At 70.4% G+C, this 19,521-nt stretch carries 10 protein-coding genes and 2 pseudogenes; 6 read left to right on the forward strand and 6 right to left on the reverse strand.

Annotation, left to right across the window (positions count from 1 at the left end; translation table 11 throughout):
- Window positions 1-2 precede the first annotated feature (2 nt).
- The 5 genes from ACFZA0_RS26940 (at window position 3) to ACFZA0_RS26960 (ending at window position 12,327) form a co-directional block, all read left to right on the forward strand.
- Entirely contained in the window at window positions 3-3,896 is a 3,894-nt protein-coding gene (locus ACFZA0_RS26940) for a phage resistance protein (protein ID WP_391021589.1), read from the forward strand.
- Window positions 3,896-6,838 (forward strand): BREX-2 system phosphatase PglZ, encoded by a 2,943-nt coding sequence (gene pglZ, locus ACFZA0_RS26945; RefSeq protein WP_391021591.1) that lies wholly within the window; start codon window positions 3,896-3,898, stop codon window positions 6,836-6,838. The genes ACFZA0_RS26940 and pglZ overlap by 1 nt, the downstream gene beginning before the upstream one ends.
- A gap of 70 nt (window positions 6,839-6,908) precedes the next feature.
- Window positions 6,909-8,267 carry a BREX system ATP-binding protein BrxD gene (gene brxD / locus ACFZA0_RS26950; RefSeq protein WP_391021593.1) on the forward strand — a complete coding sequence of 453 codons (1,359 nt, stop codon included), beginning with the start codon at window positions 6,909-6,911 and terminating at the stop codon, window positions 8,265-8,267.
- Between the two features lie 20 nt (window positions 8,268-8,287).
- Complete coding sequence (locus tag ACFZA0_RS26955; protein ID WP_391021595.1) at window positions 8,288-10,453, forward strand: DEAD/DEAH box helicase; 2,166 nt, start codon at window positions 8,288-8,290, stop codon at window positions 10,451-10,453.
- Between the two features lie 350 nt (window positions 10,454-10,803).
- Window positions 10,804-12,327 carry a gamma-glutamyltransferase gene (locus ACFZA0_RS26960; RefSeq protein ID WP_391021597.1) on the forward strand — a complete coding sequence of 508 codons (1,524 nt, stop codon included), beginning with the start codon at window positions 10,804-10,806 and terminating at the stop codon, window positions 12,325-12,327.
- Window positions 12,328-12,512: 185 nt separating this feature from the next.
- Here ACFZA0_RS26960 and ACFZA0_RS26965 read toward each other — a convergent pair whose 3' ends face one another.
- The 4 genes and pseudogenes from ACFZA0_RS26965 to ACFZA0_RS26980 all read right to left on the reverse strand — a co-directional run bounded on the left by ACFZA0_RS26965 (window position 12,513) and on the right by ACFZA0_RS26980 (window position 14,911).
- Window positions 12,513-12,743 (reverse strand): hypothetical protein, encoded by a 231-nt coding sequence (locus ACFZA0_RS26965; RefSeq protein ID WP_391021599.1) that lies wholly within the window; start codon window positions 12,741-12,743, stop codon window positions 12,513-12,515.
- A 390-nt stretch (window positions 12,744-13,133) separates the two neighbouring features.
- Window positions 13,134-13,307 (reverse strand): annotated as a pseudogene (locus ACFZA0_RS26970) (IS5/IS1182 family transposase); the annotation flags it as partial.
- Between the two features lie 119 nt (window positions 13,308-13,426).
- Window positions 13,427-13,861 carry a hypothetical protein gene (locus tag ACFZA0_RS26975; protein WP_391021601.1) on the reverse strand — a complete coding sequence of 145 codons (435 nt, stop codon included), beginning with the start codon at window positions 13,859-13,861 and terminating at the stop codon, window positions 13,427-13,429.
- Between the two features lie 291 nt (window positions 13,862-14,152).
- Window positions 14,153-14,911 (reverse strand): ArsR family transcriptional regulator, encoded by a 759-nt coding sequence (locus tag ACFZA0_RS26980; RefSeq protein WP_391021603.1) that lies wholly within the window; start codon window positions 14,909-14,911, stop codon window positions 14,153-14,155.
- Window positions 14,912-15,505: 594 nt separating this feature from the next.
- Between ACFZA0_RS26980 and ACFZA0_RS26985 the strand changes: the two are divergent.
- Window positions 15,506-15,634: pseudogene (locus tag ACFZA0_RS26985) on the forward strand (transposase); the annotation flags it as partial.
- Window positions 15,635-15,713: 79 nt separating this feature from the next.
- Here ACFZA0_RS26985 and ACFZA0_RS26990 read toward each other — a convergent pair.
- Together ACFZA0_RS26990 and ACFZA0_RS26995 are read right to left on the reverse strand one after the other, a co-directional pair.
- A complete protein-coding gene (locus tag ACFZA0_RS26990; RefSeq protein ID WP_391021605.1) occupies window positions 15,714-17,063 on the reverse strand; it encodes a TRAM domain-containing protein in 1,350 nt (449 codons plus the stop codon).
- 125 nt (window positions 17,064-17,188) lie between these two features.
- Entirely contained in the window at window positions 17,189-19,297 is a 2,109-nt protein-coding gene (locus ACFZA0_RS26995) for an amino acid permease (RefSeq protein WP_391021607.1), read from the reverse strand.
- Between the last annotated feature and the right edge of the window lie 224 nt (window positions 19,298-19,521).

Here is a 19,521-nt window from a genome sequence, read left to right on the forward strand (position 1 = left end):
CCATGGCGTTCATGAGCAGGAACACCCCCCGTCCCGAAGACCGCCCCCTGCTGCGTGAGTTGATCCGCATCCCGGAGCGCGTGTCGACGTCCGACTACGTACTGAAGCTCGGTGAGGCCGTCACGCCCGAGGGCGCCGAGGCTGCGCTGCGGGACTATGTCGTCACCGACCGCCTGCGGGGCAACTTCGACGAGGCGCTGGACCTGATCAAAGCGGCGCTGGACAGCCATTCCTCCAAGGCCGCCTACCTGCACGGGTCGTTCGGTTCCGGTAAGTCGCACTTCATGGCGGTGCTCTACGCGCTGCTCTCCGGGCATCAGGCCGCTCGCATCAAGAAGGACCTCGACCCCGTCCGCGGCCACCACCCCTGGCTGGACGCGGGAGACCGCAAGTTCCTTCTCGTCCCGTACCACATGCTCGGCGCCAAGTCCCTTGAGCAGCGCATCCTCGGCAAGTACGTGGAGCACGTGCGCAAGGTGCACCCCGGCTGCGACCTGCCGCAGGTGTATCTGACCGACGGGCTCTTCGAGGACTTCGCCGCCCACCGCCGTGGCAGCGGCGACGACCGGGTGATCGCGCAGCTCGCCGAGGCGGACAGCGGCGAGGGCGACGCGTGGGGCGAGGCGTTCACCTGGACCACCGAGCTACTCGATCAGGCCGTGGCCGCGCAGGAGGAGCACGAGAACACCAAGGGCTTCGACCTGGACAACCCGACCACCCCGCAGGAGCTGCGGGCCCGGCTCGTCCAGGACCTGACCAAGACGCTCTTCCCGTCCTTCGCGCGCAACGCCTCGGAGAACGCCGACGGTTTCGTCTCCCTGGACAAGGGTCTCGGCATCATCGCCGCGCACGCCAAGTCCCTCGGTTACGACGGACTCGTCCTGTTCATGGACGAGTTGATCCTGTGGCTGGCCACCCTCATCCACGACCAGAAGGCGCTCGGGCGCGAGGCCGGCAAGGTCACCAACTTCGTGGAGGGCGCCGACGAGCGCCGTGCCATTCCCGTCGTCTCGTTCATCGCCCGCCAGCGCGACCTGCGCGAGCTGGTCGGCGAGGAGATGTCCGGCGCCGCTGAGGCCGCGGTGCAGGACACGCTGAAGCTCAACGGCGGACGATACGACTCGATCGTGCTGGAGGACCGTAACCTGCCGACGATCGCGCAGGCCCGTCTGCTGCGTCCCGTCGACGACGATGCCGAGGCGAAGATCGCGGCCGCCTTCGACGAGGCCAAGAAGCTCGGACCGGACGTCTGGCAGACCCTCCTCGGCCACAAGAACTCCACCACCGGCGCGGACGAGGACGCCTTCCGGCGCACCTACCCCTTCCCGCCGTCGTTCATGGACACCCTGGTGCACATCTCGGGGGCGCTGCAGCGCTCCCGCACCGGTCTGAAGCTGATGAGCCAGCTCCTGGTCGACCACCGGGACGACTGGCGGCTCGGCCAGTTGGTGCCGCTCGGCGACCTGTACCCGGCGATCGTCGGCGGCGGCGACAAGGCGTTCAGCGGCGAGACCAGCGTCCACTTCGAGGCGGCGGACAAGCTGTACCGCGAGAAGCTGCGCCCGTACCTGCTGAAGACCAACCAGGTCACCGAGGACGACGTGGAGACGTACCGGCGCCGCCCGGAGACGGTCAACGACCCGCAGCTGAAGGCCCGTTGCCGGGACTTCACCGGTGACAGCCGGCTGATCCAGACGCTGCTCCTCTCCGCGCTCGCGCCGAGCGTCCCCGCTCTGTCCGACCTGACCCTGGCCCGGCTCAACGCGCTCAACCACGGGTCCATCACCACCCGTATCGCCGGAACCGAGATCGGCCGCCTGGAACAGAAGGCGAAGGAATGGGCGGCGACCTTCCCCGAGATCAAGGTCGCCGGCACCGGTCCCGGCGCGGTCGTCCGCCTGGAACTGACCGGTGTCGACCTCGACGCGGTCCTCGCCAACGCGCAGGTCCACAACAACCTGGGCAACCGCCGGACCAAGATGCGCACCCTGCTCAAGGAGTCGCTCGGGGTCACCGACGGGAGCGGCGGGTTCGACCCGTACGACACCCTCGACCTGGTGTGGAAGGGCACCGAGCGGCAGGTCGAGGTGGTCTTCGGGAACGTCGCCGACGTCGACTCGCTCTCCGACGCGGCGCTGCGGCCCAGCCAGGAGGACGCCTGGCGGCTCGTCGTCGACTTCCCTTACGACGAGGGCGCGTACGGTCCGATGGACGACCTTCAGCGGCTGCGCAACCTGCGGGAGAAGACGGGCGGCGACTCGCGGACTCTTGCCTGGCTGCCCACCCACCTCACGGACGCCACCCGCGGCGACTTCGAGCGCCTCGTCGTCATCGACAAGGCACTGTCCGACGAGGCCCGCTTCGACTCCGAGTTCGCGCGCAGTCTCAACGCCGACGACACGGCCCGGGCCAAGGGCATGCTCCAGTCGCAGCGGGAGGTCCTCACCGAGCGGGTCCTGGGCGCGCTGAAGCAGGCGTACGGACTCGCTCAGAAGCAGGAAGGCGTCGTCGACCTCGGCTTCACCAACCACCTGGAGGCCCAACAGCAGGTGGCGGGCCTGCAGTTGCCGATCGGCGCGCAGATGGGCGACGCAGCACGCCAGCTCTGCGGGAAGCTGCTCGCCCACCAGTTCCCCGCGCATCCCGAGCTGGATCCGGAGGGCACCGGGAAGCCGCTGCGGGCCTCCGAGATCAAGACCGTCTTCGAGTACGTGCGCAAGGCCGCCGAGGACCGTGACGGGCAGGTGGAGGTCGAGTCCAAGGACCGTAAGGTCATGGCGCGGATCGCGGGCGGCCTGGGGCTCGGCGTGATGCAGGAGGCGTACTACCGGCAGTCCAACGCCTGGCTGGACCACTTCAACGCACAGGCCCGCCGGGACGGGGTCGCCGAGCCGACACTGGTCGGACTCGGCGACTGGAGCGACCGGCCCGACCCGCGCGGACTGCCCGACTCGCTGCGCCGGCTGCTCGCCGCCGCGTACGCGGAGATGTCCGACCGCGTGTGGGTGCGCGGCGGGGTCGCGGTCGAGCCCGCGCCGCTGCCGGCCGATATGAAGCGTGACTACGCGCTGCGGGAACAGCCGCGGCCCACCGAGGCGGACTGGGAAGAGGCCCGCAAGCGGTTCGAGACCGTGTTCGGCCTGCCCGCACCGCAGTTGCGGCGCGGCCGGATCGTGAACCAATTCGCCGGGGAGATCCGCAAGTCGGCGACCGCCGCCGCCCTCCATGCGGAACGGCTCGTCACCGAGTTGGAGAAGCACCGGGGGTTCCTGCACCTTGACGACGACTCGCCCCGCCTCGTACTCGCCCGGCGGGCAAGGGAGTTGGTGGACGCGCTGCGGGCGGAGAACCTCGGCGCCAAGGCCGTGGTGGACCGGCTCGCCGGCTTCGACCTCGGCGGGTTCACCGCGCAGCGGTACAGCATGTCCCTGACCAGTGCCCGGGCAGTGGCCGATGCACTGCAGGACACGAGCTGGGCCGAACAGCTGGGGCTGGCCGACACCCTCGACCTGGAGGGTCGGGCGATCCTGGAGCGGGTGCGCGACGCCGCGGTCGGCGACCCCGGCGACTACCCCGACCTGCCCGCCGTGCTGAAGAAGGGCAGCCGGGACGTGATGGCACTGTTGCGGTCCCGGCAGAGTCCGCCGGTGCAGCCGTCGCAGCCTGCCGCCCCGCCCAGCTCCGACACGGTTCCCCTGGACGGCGGCTCCGCCCATCCGCAGGTGCTGCCGACGCCGCCGCCCGCGCCGCGCGACCCGGCACTTCCGGTGGTCCGCTCCGGCGGCGGCCGGACGACTGCGGCCAGGGCGGCTGCGGAGCTGCAGGCCGAGATCGCAGCGCTGGCCGCGGCCCACCCCGACGCCACCGTCGAGGTGACCTGGAAGGTCGTCGACTGATGTCCGGCACGATCACCACCGCGTCCGCCGCCGGGCCGGAACCCTCGGCCGCGGGTCCCGCCCGTCTGTCGGTGAGCACGGTCCGCCAGTTCGTCGCCGCGCGCAGCGAGCTCTGCGACGGCACGGTCCGCGTCATGCTGCTGCGGGCCGCCCCGCAGTGGGACGGGGCTTCCCTACAGGCGACGGCGGGCGAGACCCAGGTGCGGGTGAGTGTCGCGCCGTCCGTCCTCGCGGTGCACGAGCAGATCCTGGACCACCTGGAGGCACAGGTCCCGCCGGAGCCGCGCGTCCTCGTCGTCCTCACCGACCGGGAGAACACCGAGCTCGACCCCGGTCTGCTCGCCCGCGTCTACAGTCACCGCATCAGGTCCGTCGACAACTGGGAGGTCGTGCAGGAGGCGTTCGGCGCGAGCGGTATCGACATCCGGCTGCGTGGGGAGACCTGGGCGGCCGAGGCGATCCTGGACGCGGCGGGCACCCGGGGCTGGCGCTCGATCGGCAGGGGCGTTCTCTCCCGCGACGAGGCCCTCACCCGGCTGGCCCGGCGACGTCTGCGCCTCGACGACAGCAGCGGCGACACCTCGGCAGGACGCGTCCCGCCGGCAGAGTCCGACCGGGTCGACCCCGTCACCCTGTTCCGCTGGACCCTCACCCCCGGAGGTCCCGACCTCCTGCGCGGACTGCGCGGACCGGAGAGGGCCGGCCTCGCCCGCTTCCTCGCCGCACCCGAACAGGGCGGCCCCACGGGCAGGGTGATCACCGCCCTGGTCAATGCCGAGCACGGCCCGGACGCAGCCGCGTACGCGGTGGTCTGCGCCGCCCTGTGGGGACACGCGGAGGGCGACCGCGACCTGTACCTCGCGCGGGGCCGGGCCGAACGGTGGCTCGGCGAGAAGCCGCCCGCCCAGGGCGACGAACTCGACCGGCTCCTGGCCTCCTTCGCCCGCAGCGGTGAGGCGTACGTACGCGATCTCATCGACCGCGGGGAGCACCGACTCGCCGACCCGGTCCTGACCCGGGCCGCACAGCTGGTCGCCCAGTTCGGGGCACAGTCAGCCGCCACCGCCAGTCCGCTCCTGCCCGCCGGGCTCGACGCCCGGTTCACCGCGGCCGGTCAGGCGCTGACCGACGGCTCCACCCAGGCGGTCACCGACTGCGTCACCGCGCTCCGCGCGCACGCCCTCGCCGACGGCGACGGCGAGACCCGGGCCCGGATCGAGCGGGTCCGGATGGCCGCCCGGCTGAGGGGGTGGCTGGCCGGGAAGCCGTCGGCCGAGATCGGGTCGGTGGCCGACGGGACGGACCGTCAGGTCCGTGAACTCGGCTGGGCCGACAGGGCACTTGAGCACCTGGAGGCCGGCGGCGACCCCGACTTCGTACTCGCCGGCGCATACAGCCGGATCGGCGACCGGGTGCGGCAGACCCGCCGCGCGCTCGACCACGCCTTCAGTGAACGGCTCGCGGTGTGGACGGCGGACGGCAGCTCCCCCGGCTCCCTGCTCACCGTCGAGTCCCTCCTGACGCGGGTCGTCGCGCCGGTCGTCGCCGAGCCGGGGCGCCGGGTCCTGCTGCTGCTCCTGGACGGGATGAGCGCGGCCATAGCTGCCGAGCTGGGACAGGAACTGCGCGAGCAGTGGGCCGAGTTCGACCCGCTTCCCGGGGCACACGGCGCCCCTGCGCGGCGTGCCGTGGCAGCGGCACTGCCGACCCTCACCGCCGTCTCGCGCACCTCGCTCTTCGCCGGAACCCTGATGAAGGGCGACCAGAACGACGAGAAGCGGCTCTTCCCCCAGCACTCCTGCTGGAAGGGCGCCCCGGCGGCCGTCTTCCACAAGGACGACCTGCGCGGCCCCGACACCGGCTCGCCCTTCTCCACCGCCCTCGTCGAGGCCCTCGCCGACGAGCGCATGCATGTCGCCGTCGTTCTCAACACCGTCGACGACCGGCTCGGCAAGGAACAGAAACTCGGGGACGGCGCCTGGCAGGCGAAGGAGATCGGCGGTCTCGAACCGCTGTTGCGGGCCGCGCGGGCGAACGGCATGACCGTGCTCCTGACCTCCGACCACGGTCATGTCGTCGAACGGCGGGGCAGCAAGCTCGACGCGCCCGCGGACACCATCGGTTCGGCCCGGCACCGCGGCCCCGGCGGCCCTCTCGCACCCTCCGAGATCGCCCTGTCCGGGCCGCGGGTGGTGTGGCCCGAGCCCGGCTCGTCCATCGTCGCGCTGCGCGATCACGATGTCCGGTACACCGCCCTCAAGGCGGGCTACCACGGCGGCGCGACCCTCGCCGAATTCACCATTCCGCTGCTCGCCCTGCTGCCCTTCGGCGCGGAACCACCCAGCGCCTGGCGGGAGTTGGGAGATCCGGCTCCGCTGTGGTGGTCGGACGAGACGGGCATCGGGACGGCTTCCGGCGCCGAGGCCGTCGCCTCGCCCGACACCGCTGCCCCCGTCGCCACACCGACCCGGCCGGGCGCCAAGCAGCCCAGGAAGGCCACGACGCCCGTGGCAGAGGGCGTCATCACTCTCTTCGACGAGGAGGAAGTCGCACCTCCCTCGTCAACGAAGGCCGCCGGCACCGCGCCGGAGACGGCAGCCTCCTCCCCCCGGGCCCCCCTGTCGCCCGCCGCCGCGCTCGTGGAACGTCTCGTCGCCACCGAGCTGTACGCGGCGCAGCTGGACCTGCTCGCCCGGAAGCCGCGGGAACCGTCCGTCCTGCCCAAGGCGCTGGTCGCCCTCGTCGAAGCGGGCACCCTGCCCATGACCGCGCTGGCCGAACGCGCGGGCCAGCCCGTCGGCCGGGCCCCGGGCTTCGCCGCAACCCTGGCCCAGCTCCTCAACTACGACGGCGCCCAGATCCTGGAGATCCTCCCCGACAACCGCACCCTGCGCCTGCACCGGGCCCAGCTGATCGAACAGTTCGGACTGCACACCTCGTGAGGGGGACGGACCGAATCCGTCCGCCGACATTCCGGCGACCTGGCGATCTCCCTGATGGGAGACTGTCCGGGTGAACGCGTTCGGATCCTCAACCCCTCGTCCCGGTACGCCCGTAGGTGCCGTGCGCCGCCGCGCCGTCGTGGACGCGCTGCGGCGCGGCGCCGTCCCCGAGAGCGGCCTCGACCTGCTCGCCACCGGCCTGGGCCGCTTCGAGCAGGCGGTCGACGAGGAGTTGGACACCGTCGCCGCGGGCGGCTCGGTGTTCAAGGCGGTGCGCGGTGAGTACGGCTCCGGCAAGACCTTCTTCACCCGCTGGCTCGGCGAGCGCGCCAAGCGGCGCACCTTCGCCGTGGCCGAGGTACAGGTGTCGGAGACCGAGACCCCGCTGCACAAACTGGAGACGGTCTACCGACGGCTCACCGAACGCCTGACCACCGCGAGCTTCCCGCCCAGCGCTCTGCGGCCCGTCGCCGACGCCTGGTTCTACGCCCTCGAGGAGGACGCTCTCGCCGACGGCGCCGCCGAGAGCGAACTGCCGCAGGCCGTCGACCGGTTGCTCACCGCCCGCCTGGCCGAGGTGTCCCGCCAGGCCCCCGCCTTCGCCACCGCCCTGCGCGGGTACAAGCAGTCCCTGGACGCCGGCGACGAGGCGACTGCCGCCGCGGTGATGGCCTGGCTCGGGGGCCAGCCGCACGTCGCCGCCGCAGCACGTCGCAGCGCGGGGGTGCGCGGCGACCTCGACCACTTCGGCGCCTTCGGCTTCCTGCAGGGCCTGTTGACCGTGCTCAAGGACGCGGGGCACACCGGGCTCGTCCTCGTCCTGGACGAGGTGGAGACCCTGCAGCGGGTCCGCTCCGACGCCCGTGACAAGGCCCTCAACGCCCTGCGCCAGCTCATCGACGAGGTGCATTCCGGCCGCTTCCCCGGTCTCTACCTCGTCATCACCGGCACGCCCGCCTTCTATGACGGACAGCAGGGCGTCCAGCGTCTCGCCCCGCTCGCCCAGCGCCTGGCCACCGACTTCACCACCGACCCGCGCTTCGACAACCCGCGTGCCGTGCAGATCCGGCTCTCCGGATTCACCGAGGAGTCGCTGACCGCCCTGGGCGCCACCATCCGTGACCTGTACGCGGACGGCGTCACCTCCCCCGACTCCGCGGAGCGGATCAAGCGGCTCGCCGACGACGCGTACCTCGCGGACCTGGCACGGGCCGTAGGCGGGGCGCTGGGCGGGAAGGTCGGAGTGGCACCGCGCCTGTACCTGAAGAAGCTGGTCGGGGACGTACTCGACCGAATCGATCAGTTCGACGACTTCGATCCGCGTCAGCACTACCGACTGACCCTCGGCAGCGGTGATCTCACTGCCACCGAACGCAATCTCGCCGCGCCCCCGGCAACCGCGGCCGACGATCTCGACCTCGACCTCTGATCCGTCAGGAAGCCACCGCCGTGCAGGAGCAGCCACCCGGCCCCGACCCGGTCGACCGCCCCGATCCGCTCGACCGCCTCGATCCGGTCGTGCTGCACCACATCGTCAACACGCTGGGATGGCCAGATCTGCGCCCGCTGCAGAAGGCCGCCGTGGATCCGCTGATGGACGGCGAGGACGCGGTCCTGCTCGCGCCGACCGCTGGCGGGAAGACGGAAGCCGCCACCTTTCCCGTCCTGTCCGCCATGCGGGAGCAGCACTGGACCGGCACCTCCGTCCTCTACCTGGCCCCGCTCAAAGCCCTCCTCAACAACCTCGTCCACCGCGTCGACACCTACGCCCAGTGGCTCGGTCGCCGCGCCGCACTCTGGCACGGCGACACCCCGGAGTCCGTACGCCGCCGTATCCGCACGGAGTCGCCGGACTTCCTGCTCACCACGCCCGAGTCGCTCGAAGCGATGCTGATCAGCGCCAAGACTGACCACGCGCACATGCTCGGCCGGGTCCGTGCCGTGATCATCGACGAGGTGCACGCCTTCGCGGGTGACGACCGCGGCTGGCACCTGCTCGCCGTACTCGAACGGCTTGAGGGGCTGACCGGTCACCGGATCCAGCGGATCGGGCTCTCCGCCACCGTCGGCAACCCGGACACCCTGCTCACCTGGCTTCAGGGGGCACGCCCCACCGAACGCCAGGGACAGGTGGTAGCACCAGGCGTCACCCTGCCTGGTATGACCGGTGACGCCCCACCACCGAGGCCCGCGGGAGACGTCGAACTCGACTACGTCGGCTCGCTCGCCAACGCCGCCAAGGTGATCTCCGCCCTGCACCGCGGCGAGAAGCGTCTGGTCTTCTGCGATTCCCGCAAGCAGGTCGAGGAACTCGGTGCGGCGCTCCGGGCCCGCGACGTCACCGTGTTCCTCTCGCACGCCTCGCTCTCCACCGATGAACGGGCGCGCTCCGAGCAGGCGTTCGCCGAGGCACGCGACTGCGTCATCGTGTCCACCTCCACTCTGGAGCTGGGCATCGACGTCGGCGACCTCGACCGAGTCGTCCAGATCGACTCCCCCCGCACGGTCGCCTCGTTCCTGCAGCGGATCGGCCGCACCGGGCGCCGCGCCGACACCTCCCGCAACTGTCTCTTCCTCGCCACCGAACCCCAGTCGTTACTGCAGGCCGCCGGGCTGCTCACCCTCTGGGCCCGGGGCTGGGTCGAGCCCGTCACCCCACCACCGTCGCCCCGTCACCTCGTCGCCCAGCAACTGCTCGCGCTCACCCTGCAAGAGCACCGCATCGGCGACCGGCTCTGGCCGGACCGGTGGAACGGCCTCGCGCCCTTCGACCGGTCGGCGGCCCCACTCCTGAAGCACTTGGTCGACGAGGGCTTCCTGGACAGCGACGACGGCATGCTCTTCATCGGCCCCGAGGCCGAGAAGCACTTCGGCCGCCGTCACTTCATGGAGCTCACCGCTTCGTTCACCGCGCCGCCCGAGTTCACCGTCCTCGCCGGCCGCACCGAGATCGGCACCACCGACCCCACCGTGCTCACCGAGGAACGCCCCGGCCCGCGCCGTCTCCTGCTCGCCGGGCGCAGCTGGCAGGTCACGTTCATCGACTGGGCCCGCCGTCGTGCCTTCGTCGAACCCGTCGAGGACGGCGGTGTGGCCAAGTGGCAGGGCAGCGCGGCGCGCGGTCTGTCGTTCACCCTCGCCCGCGCCATGCGCGACGTTCTCCTCGGCACTGACCCCGACGTCCGGCTCACCCGCCGCGCCAGCGCTGCCCTCGTCGAGTTGCGCACCGATCGCGCCCCCCACGAAGTGCACCAGGCCGGCACGCTCCTGGTGCGTGATGCCGATGCCACTCGCTGGTGGACCTGGGCCGGCTACCGCGCCAACGCGACTCTCGCCGCCTCCCTCGGCAACCTCGCCGATCCCGTCCAGCGGCCTTCAGACACTCATCTCCGCCTGCGCCAGGATCTCTCCCTCGCCGACTGGAAATCCGCCCGCGCCGAGCTCCCGGACTCCCTCACCCTGCCCACGGTCGATCCACGCGCCGTCCGCGGCCTGAAGTTCTCCGCCGCCCTCCCGCCGCGCGTGGCCACCGCCACTCTCGCCGAACGTCTCGCCGACTTCGACGGGGCACTGACAGCGGCACGAGAGCCGGTACGGCTCGACTGGGGAATGTGAACTCCCCTTCTGGCAGAGCGAGTTCTACGACCACCCCGGGTCTGCCCGCCTGGTTTCAGGCACCGCTACCACCTACGCCTCCGCCGGCGAGACCCGCGAAACTCCTCCTGCGCGAGCCCGGCTGGAACATGCGACTCCTCCGAGCGGCTGCGCACTGTCTTCGCCGGCGGCGTGCTGTGCCACGACGTGTACACCCTGGTCTGCGGCCATCGCGGTGAGGCGGGTGGCAGGTCAACAACACCCGTCGCCATAGGACATGGCCGCGGCTGCAAATGACTTTGGGATCGAGCAGATCGGTGGCCCGCTGCCCGGCATTCGGAAGGGTCCAGACCCGTGCCACAGTGATCCTCATGATTCCCGCGCACATCGTCGACGAGCCGCCGCTCACCTACGCCGACAGCTTCGACATACCGGTCTTGTTCCGTAACGGACCTGCGAACAAGCCCAAGAGGCAGTGGCGCACGGCGAAGCATGAGGCGTGGAACGCGTCGGACGGGTTCCCGGCAACCGATGGTTGGTACGCCCCGACCACCACGTGGCGGGAGATCATCAAGGCCGCCACCGAGGTCGGCCGCGACGTCACCCCGCACCTGCAGAACCAGCCCCGTTACGCGCACGGGGAACTCGTCGCCCGAGTCTCTCCGCTGTACGCCTACCTTGGGGCCCACGCCGTCACGCCCCGGCACCCCATACCGGGCGCAGAGGGCCGACGCCTGACCCTGAACCCGGTGTACGAACACGGCACGGAGCGCACCGCGAAGAACGCCGCCGCCTACCGGGTGGGCATGACGATGACCGAGTGGGCGTGCCGCTCCCTGCTGGGTCTCGGACAGACTCACCACCTCGAACTCGGCGGCCCCATCCCCGCCCTTAGTAACACCTTCAAGGACCCGAAGAGAACACTGCCCGACCTGTGGGGGCGGCACGAGGCAGAAGAGATGTACTGGCTGATCGAGGCCAAGGGCGGCAGTGTCGGCGTCGGCGAGCTCCGCAAGGGGTGGGCGCAGCTGGAGGCCGGCAGCAAGATTCTCAGCTCCTACAGGCACCGCATCGTCCTGGTCGGAGCGTCCGTGCGGCCCGGAGACGATCTCTTCCTCACGATCGACCATGACCTGCACTCCGGCGAGGCGCCCCTTCCCCCGGCCGGATCCGGCGCTGGCAACGCAGCGGTCGACCCCGGCAACCTCGAAGACCACGTCGGGGACAGCGACGACGCGCTCATGGGTGCGGCCCGCGCCCAGATGCTCGCTTACCTGGCACTGCGCTCCGCTCCCGCCTCTCAGTTGCGCACGGTACCGGTACCTGTCGACCGTGCTTCCCGCCACCGGCGTTCCGGGCTGACCACCCCCTTGGAAGACGACGACCTCACCCTCGCCATGCGGGCGGACGCCCGCGAAGCGGCGCTCCGCATCGAGTCGCGCACCCTGCGCGCCCAGATCCGCTCCCGGGGGCTCGACGACTTCCTCACCTGCCGCATCCCTGGAACTGAGGTCCACCTCGGCATGTCCAGAGAGCTGTTCGCCGCCTGCGCGCGCCTCCACGAAGAAGATCTGGCCATCGCCCAGCGCACCCCGGGACTGCGCGCCGAGGATCAGCCAGCCCTCGACCAGGGACTCAGCGACGAAGACCAGGAAGTACAACGGCTCACCCTGCGACGCATCTTCCGCGAGCAGCAGGAAAATGCCCGCCCACGACTGCGCCCCCTGCTTCGATACGCCTACGAGCAAGGCGCGACGAGCGACTGGAGCGACCTGCTGCGCCGCCCCCAGGAGCCGAAGCTCGACCTGGAGAACGACGAGGATCTCCTCGAAGCGGCCACGCCGGAAACGTACTTGGCCGTCAGCCGCTACAACCTGCCTCCCGCACGCGCCTAATCCGGCCCTGGCGACGTCCGGGGTGCTGCGTCTGTGGGTGGTCTGCTGTGTGGACGGGCACCGGCCACGGAGCACCAGCGTGGACATGGTCCCCGACCAGGACGTCCTCGCCACCATCGGGTAGCCGGCCGACTCAGAGGATGGCGACTGCTTGGCTGCGCAGCACTACCCGGCAGGCACGTGGTCTAGCAGGCTTCGGCAGTTCCGCGCTCGCGCCTGAAAAAGGCAACGACGGCCCTGCGCAGCTGCGCAGCCAATTTGCGGGCGCCGCGGAGATGACTGCGTGCTGCCTCGGCTTCCTTGTACGTCTTGGTCACCCCGCGCAGCGTTTTCGTCACCTTGTCACTGAACTGGGCGAGATGCTCAAGAAGCTTGATGCATGAGGACACGACGGAGGGGCGGGGTTCTGTAGCCATGCGATCAGTCTTATCGCTTATTAGGCATCTTGTCCGGGCATTACACAAAATAGGTGCTCCAGACTAGCGGGAGTGGAAGCATCGCGTTGAAGAGACGTCAGCACAGCAGCAAGTAGCGCCGGAACCGCCATGAGCGTCATCTCAGCGTCGGCACACGCCCGTAACGCCCACGCCCCACGTACCCGCACACCGCTCGAACCCGCAGGTCAGCCGCCCTTCCCTACGGATTCCAGGATCGCCACGCACTCCACATGGTGGGTAACCGGAAAATTTCAGAAGTGGTGACTCTAGGCGTAATCCCAGGTCAGATGGCATTTGCGACTCCGCAGAAGAGCCCCTTGAACGCTCGGAGGGGTCCGTCAACAAGCGTCAGAGCCGAGATGTGAGCCGCTCCGGGTTCGGTAGAGACTCGATGTGGCGTCTGTGTAGGTAGCGGCGGTTCCTGCGGGAGGAGCACGCCTTGTCCTCGCTCAGGTGTCCCGGCCGGGTGCGCGGGCGCCCCTCGCTCTTGCGGACCATGCGGATGCGTTCGTGCAGGGCGATCATCTGCGGTGCGTCGCCCCACCAGGCGGCCCGTCGCAGTGCGACAGAGTCCGGTGGCCAGATATTTATACCGTTGTGGACGGAAGGGGCGCGGCCCCCCGATTCCGCGCCCCCGGTCCGGTTTTCTCAGAAGAGAACGATCACCACCAGGTCGTGCACTTGGTGGGGGCGCCGTTCTTGAGGTGCCCGCAGGCCCGGAAGCGGTAGTCGGACGAAACGCTCGTGGTCTTGGCGGCGCTCGTCTTGGAGGTCGCCGGTCCGCGGTCGACGGCGAACGGTCCGCACTGGAGCCACGACGTGCCTCCGTTCCGGGTCCAGTCCATCCAGACCTCGTCGCCGTTCACGGTGCTGCCGTTGATCTTGGCCCAGCCGCGCTGCGCTCCGGCGATGAGGCCGTAGTGGAGCGTCACAGTGCGGCCGTACCCCATGTCAATCGTGCGCACGGTGGTTCCGGATGCGTCGTCGGAAATGTCGATGAACGCGTTGCGGCCGCCCGTGCAGTCGGCCGCTGTGGCGTGGGCGGTGGTGGCCGGGGCGGCGATCGCGAGCGCGGATCCCAGTAGGATCGCGGCCATGCCGGCTGTCAGGCGGGGGCGTAAGCGGTTTTCCACGGATGTCCCTTCGTTCTGCCGTCGACAACCGCGACGGCGATAGGCAAGGCGGGGCTCCCGCCCGCCGTGCGGGCCTACGACCAGTCCGGTGGGGCGTGGCGGATGCCGCGGCGAACGGCCTGCCTTTTCCTGCCGGTTCCGTCCGCACCTGTGATGCTTCCGGACGTGCCGCTCTGTCGCGATGCGCTTGGACGGTGTTCGAAATCCCGTGGTGGGACGCGTGGAAACTGTCCCACCACCGGGGCGAGATCCTGCTCAGTGCGAGGAATGTCGCTGGGTGCCGTGGACTAGCTGGGTTCCGAGTTGGGTGGGGGCGTGGTGGGCATGGGGTCCGGCACGGTGGGTGGAGATGAGGCCGGCGTCGCGGAGCGCGGTGGTGTGATGGGAGACCGTCGCCTGCGAAACGCCGGTGCGGTTGGCGAGGACGCTGGTAGTGAGGCCGTGCCCGGCGGTAATGGTCAGCAGCACGGTGGCGCGGGTGCGGCCCAGCAAAGCTGCCAGCGCGTGGGGGTCTGTCCGCGCCGGGGGTTCGTACGTCGGAGCCCAGACAGCGTCGTGGGATAGGGGGAATGCCAGTACGGGCGTGTCGTGGGAAGGCACGATGACCGGTTGGCGACCGCAGAACATGGACGGGACCAGGCGTAGTCCGCGACCGTTCAGGTGCAGGTCGGTATCCAGGTCGGGGCGCACGAGCTCGAGAACCGGCGGTGTCCAGCGCAGGCTGGGGTGCAGGCGGGAGAGCATAGCCCCCACCCCCTCCGCTATCAGAGTTCGCGCCGCGGACAGCCGTGCCTTTTCTGCGTTGTCCCGCAGGTGCGTGCGCACAGGCTCGATCGCTGACCGGTGCCAGTCCCGCAGTGCCTGCCCAACCGCCTCTAACACGCGTGGACTGCCGTCGGCCAGCGGGACGGTCCAGGACGGCAGCGGACGGCTGGTGATGGCCGCGAGTTCCTCCAGTTCTCTTCGCAGGACGGACTTCGGTGTGTACAGCAGCGCGTCCAGGCCCTCGTCCACGCCGGCTGTCTGTACCACCGGCGTCAGGAAATCGGGACATCCTCCCTGCGGGGGCACAAGGACCTGCAGAAGGTGTGCTGAGCTCGGCATCCTGTGGCGCGCCCAGCGCTGCCACGGCCCGAGCGAAGCACCAGGCCTTCTCCGCTGCAGTACCCGCAGACTGATCACGGTCTCGTAGAGGGGATCGTGCCCATCCCCCAGGGACACACGGAGAAGATCCTCACTGGTGAAGTGCACACGGAATGCCATCGGCGGTGATCCTCCGGAGAACGGGCCTGCACGCTCGTACGGATAAGCGTTTTCAGTGTGGCCGCTGATCGGGTGACGGGGCGGTCTGAAGGTCGAGGTACGCAACGGACAGGGCTCCCGTGCCGTTGAGGGAGATGTTCGACGTCTCAACTCAGCAACACGGGAGCCCTGTTGGCTCCGTATCCTGCCGTACTCGACCTGCCTCACGCCTTGGTCGAGTGGGTCACGATGGGCTTGATCCGATTTGACGGACACCCGAGATCAGGGGTTCTGCCCCGGGAGGATGTCCATCATCGATGAGCATGAGGAAGAAGAAGCCTCGGCCTCGCCGTTCGTTTCACGCCGGAGTTCAGGGCCGAGATCGTCAAGCTGCGCCGGCGGGGTGACCGCTCAGTCGGTCAGGTCGCCAGGGACTTCGACCTGACCGAGACCGCGGTGCGGCTGTGGGTCAGCCAGGCCGAGCTAGCGAGCGTCAAGACCCCTCCGAGAGCGTCATTTCAGCGTCAAGATATCGCCCGCAACGCCCATAGTGCACATCACCCGAACCCTCGGCTCAGGCGCCCTTGGCCGCCGGCTCCAAAATCGCCACGCACTCCACATGGTGCGTCACCGGGAACAGGTCGAACGCCCGCAGCGACCGCACCCGGTAGCCGCCCTCGCGGAAGTACGCGATGTCCCGGGCCAGGGCCGCCGGGTCGCAGGCCACGTAGGCGATGCGGCGGGCGCCCAGGGACGACAGGTGCTGGACCGTCTTGCGGCCCGCGCCCACGCGGGGCGGGTCCAGGACGATCAGGTCGGCCTCCGTGATGCCGGTGCGGGGCAGGACCGTCTCGACCTTGCCCTGCTCGACGCGGACGCGGTCGAAGCCGGCCAGGTTGTGCCGGGCGTCCTCCACCGCGCGCTTGCCGGACTCGATGCCGAGCACCGCGCCCTTCTCCCCCACCCGGTCGGCGAGGGCACCGGCGAACAGGCCGACGCCGCAGTACAGGTCGAGGGCCGTGTCGCCCTTGCGCGGGGTCAGGCCCTGCATGACCGCCAGGACCAGCGTCTCCGCCGCCTTCGGGTGGACCTGCCAGAAGCCGCCGCTGCCGACCCGGTAGGTGCGGCCGTCGGCCCGCTCGCGCACGAACGCGCGGCCGTGCACGCGGTGGATGCCGCCGTCGTTCTCCTCCACGCGCATGACGGAGGCGGGGCGGTCCAGTTCGACCAGGGGCAGCCGGGCGCCCGGGTGGGGTTCCAGGATGACCATGCGGTCCTGCGAGCCCGTCGCGGCGATCGCGTCGACCGACGCCATGCCGGACCAGTCGCGCTCCTCGATGCCCAGCTCGTCGACGCCGGGCGCCGCGATCATGCAGTGCTCGATCGGCTCGACCTCGTGCGAACGGTGCTTGCGCAGGCCCGCGTTGCCGTCGGCGTCCACCGCGTACTGCACGCGCGTACGCCAGGCCGGGACCTCGCCGGCGGGCAGCTTGTCGCCCTCCGCGGGCATGACCGTGCCGTCCCAGCCGGCCTCCTCCGGGGTGAGACCCGCGAGCCGCTGGAGCTGCTCGGTGATCACCTCGCCCTTGAGGCGGCGCTGCGCGCCGGGCTTCGCGTGCTGCCAGTCGCAGCCGCCGCAGCGGCCGGGTCCGGCGTACGGGCAGGGGGCGGGCACCCGGTCCTTGGACGCGTCGAGGATCTCCACCGCGTCGGCGCGCAGGAACCGCGCGCCCTCCTCGCCCTCGGTGACCCGCGCCACGACCCGCTCGCCGGGCAGCGTGTGCCGGACGAACAGGACCTGGCCCTCGTCGGTACGGGCGATGCAGTGGCCGCCGTGCGCGACGGGGCCGACCTCGACCTCGTACTCCGCGCCCACCAGCGACTTCTTCTCTCCCGCCAGCGGTTTGTTCTCTTCTGCCTGCATGGCGGGATGACTCCACAACGTCAAGGAAACAGCCGGCGGAACCGGCGGGACGGACAACAGCCCACCAGTCTACGTGGGTGTCGTCCGTCCCTTCACCACGAGCGCCGCGGCGGGCGGAGGCGCGCTCAGTGCGTGCCCGGCCCCGACGGCTCCTTGCTCTTGTCCTGCGCGGCCGGCCCCTGCCGCCCGGCGGCGGCCTGACCGTGACCGTGCCCGTGGGTGACCGGGCCCCGGCGCGCCGCACCCGGCGCGCTCCAGTTCTGGCGCTTGCGGGCCCGGAGGCGGGCCACCTCGGACGACTCCAGCTGGTACGGCACCGACGTCACCATCACGCCGGGCGTGAACAGCAGCCGGCTCTTGAGGCGCAGCGCGCTCTGGTTGTGCAGCAGGTGCTCGTACCAGTGGCCGACGACGTACTCCGGGATGATCACGGAGATCGCGTCGCGCGGGGACTCCTTGCGCAGCCCCTTCACGTACTCGATGACGGGCCGGGTGATCTCGCGGTAGGGCGAGTCGAGGACCTTGAGCGGCACGTCGATGCTGCGCCGCTCCCACTCCTCGCGCAGGGTCTTCGTCTCGGCCGGGTCGACGTTGACGCTCAGCGCCTCCAGGCTGTCCGAGCGCAGCAGCTTCGCGTAGGCGAGGGCGCGCAGCGTCGGGCGGTGGATCTTGGAGATGAGGACGACCGAGTGCAGGCGGGACGGCCGCACGATGTCGTCGGCGGGCTCGTCGGGCGCCGCGATCTCCTCGGAGACCCGGTCGTAGTGCTTACGGATCGCCGTCATCGTCGCGTAGAAGATGCACATGCCGAGCAGCGCGACCCAGGCGCCGTGGGTGAACTTGGTGACCAGGACGACGACGAGCACCAGGCCGGTGAAGAACGCGCCGAAGGTGTTGATCGCGCGCGAGCGGACCATGTGGCGCCGCTTGAGCGGGTCCTTCTCGGCGGCGAGGTGGCGGTTCCAGTGCCGGACCATGCCGGTCTGGCTGAGCGTGAAGGAGACGAAGACGCCGACGATGTAGAGCTGGATCAGCCGCGTCGAGTCGGCGCCGTAGACGAAGAGCAGCAGCGTCGCGGCGCCCGCGAGGAGCACGATGCCGTTCGAGAAGGCGAGCCGGTCGCCGCGGGTGTGGAGCTGGCGCGGCAGGTAGCGGTCCTGGGCGAGGATCGCGCCGAGCAGCGGGAAGCCGTTGTAGGCGGTGTTCGCCGCGAGGAACAGGACGAGCGCGGTGGCCGCGGCGAGCACGACGAACAGGAAGCTGCCCTTGCCGAAGACGGCCTCGGCGACCTGCGAGATCACCGGGTTCTGCACGTATCCGGAACCGATGGGCGAGCCGCCCTTCAGCAGGTCGGACGCCGGGTTCTCGGCCATGCGGACCTTGGTCGTCATGGCGAGGACGATGATGCCGCAGAACATGGTGACGGCCAGCAGGCCCATCATGGCGAGCGTGGTCGCCGCGTTCTTCGACTTCGGCTTGCGGAACGCCGGCACACCGTTGGAGATGGCCTCGACGCCGGTGAGCGCGGCACAGCCGGAGGAGAACGCGCGCAGCAGCAGGAAGACGAGGGCGAAGCCCGCGAGCCCCTGGTGCTCGGCCTTGATGTGGTAGTCCGCGGTGGGCGCGCGCATGGTGTCGCCGAGGACCAGACCGCGGAACGCGCCCCACGCGATCATGATGAAGACGCCCGCGACGAAGACGTACGTCGGGATCGCGAAGAGCTTGCCCGACTCGCGCACGCCGCGCAGGTTCATGACCGTCAGCAGGACGACCACGACGGTCGCGCACAGCACCTTGTGCTCGACGACGAACGGCACGGCGGAGCCGAGGTTCTCGATGCCGGAGGCGATGGACACGGCCACGGTGAGCACGTAGTCGACGAGCAGCGCGCTGGCCACCGTGAGGCCCGCCTTGGGGCCCAGGTTGGTGGTCGCGACCTCGTAGTCGCCGCCGCCGCTCGGGTACGCGTGCACGTTCTGCCGGTAGGAGGCGACGACGGTGAACATCAGCACGACGACCGCGAGGGCGATCCAGGGGCTGAAGTGGTAGGCCGACACGCCCGCAACGGACAGCACGAGCAGCACCTCGCCGGGCGCGTACGCCACCGAGGAGAGCGGGTCCGAGGCGAAGACGGGGAGAGCGATGCGCTTCGGCAGCAGGGTTTCCCCGAGCCGGTCACTGCGCAGTGCGCGCCCGATCAGAATGCGTTTGGGCACGTCGGTCAGTTTGGACACCAGAGGATCGTAAGGCTTCGAACACGGGGTCGCCCACCTGCCACCCGAGATCTGCCTCACGAGTGAAATCCAGGACGCCCCGCGCTGCGGATTCCGCAGGTGGAAGGGGCCTCGTGCCTTCATGTCACAAACCGGTCCCGTGCGCCTCGCGCACACCGCGCCCGCGTCCCCTCTCACCTTCCCCGGAGGCCCCATGCCCGCGACTCCCGTGCTGATCGGCGCCG

Origin of the sequence: Streptomyces sp. NPDC008150 (genome assembly GCF_042956945.1) — a bacterium.
GTDB lineage: Bacteria > Actinomycetota > Actinomycetes > Streptomycetales > Streptomycetaceae > Streptomyces.

Excerpts from the sequence above, each read along its gene's own strand:
- ACFZA0_RS26940 (WP_391021589.1), top strand. The coding sequence starts at position 3 with ATGGCGTTCATGAGCAGGAACACCCCCCGTCCCGAAGACCGCCCCCTG.
- pglZ (WP_391021591.1), top strand. The coding sequence starts at position 3,896 with ATGTCCGGCACGATCACCACCGCGTCCGCCGCCGGGCCGGAACCCTCG.
- ACFZA0_RS26960 (WP_391021597.1), top strand. The coding sequence starts at position 10,804 with ATGATTCCCGCGCACATCGTCGACGAGCCGCCGCTCACCTACGCCGAC.
- ACFZA0_RS26965 (WP_391021599.1), bottom strand. The coding sequence starts at position 12,743 with ATGGCTACAGAACCCCGCCCCTCCGTCGTGTCCTCATGCATCAAGCTT.
- ACFZA0_RS26975 (WP_391021601.1), bottom strand. The coding sequence starts at position 13,861 with ATGGCCGCGATCCTACTGGGATCCGCGCTCGCGATCGCCGCCCCGGCC.
- ACFZA0_RS26990 (WP_391021605.1), bottom strand. The coding sequence starts at position 17,063 with ATGCAGGCAGAAGAGAACAAACCGCTGGCGGGAGAGAAGAAGTCGCTG.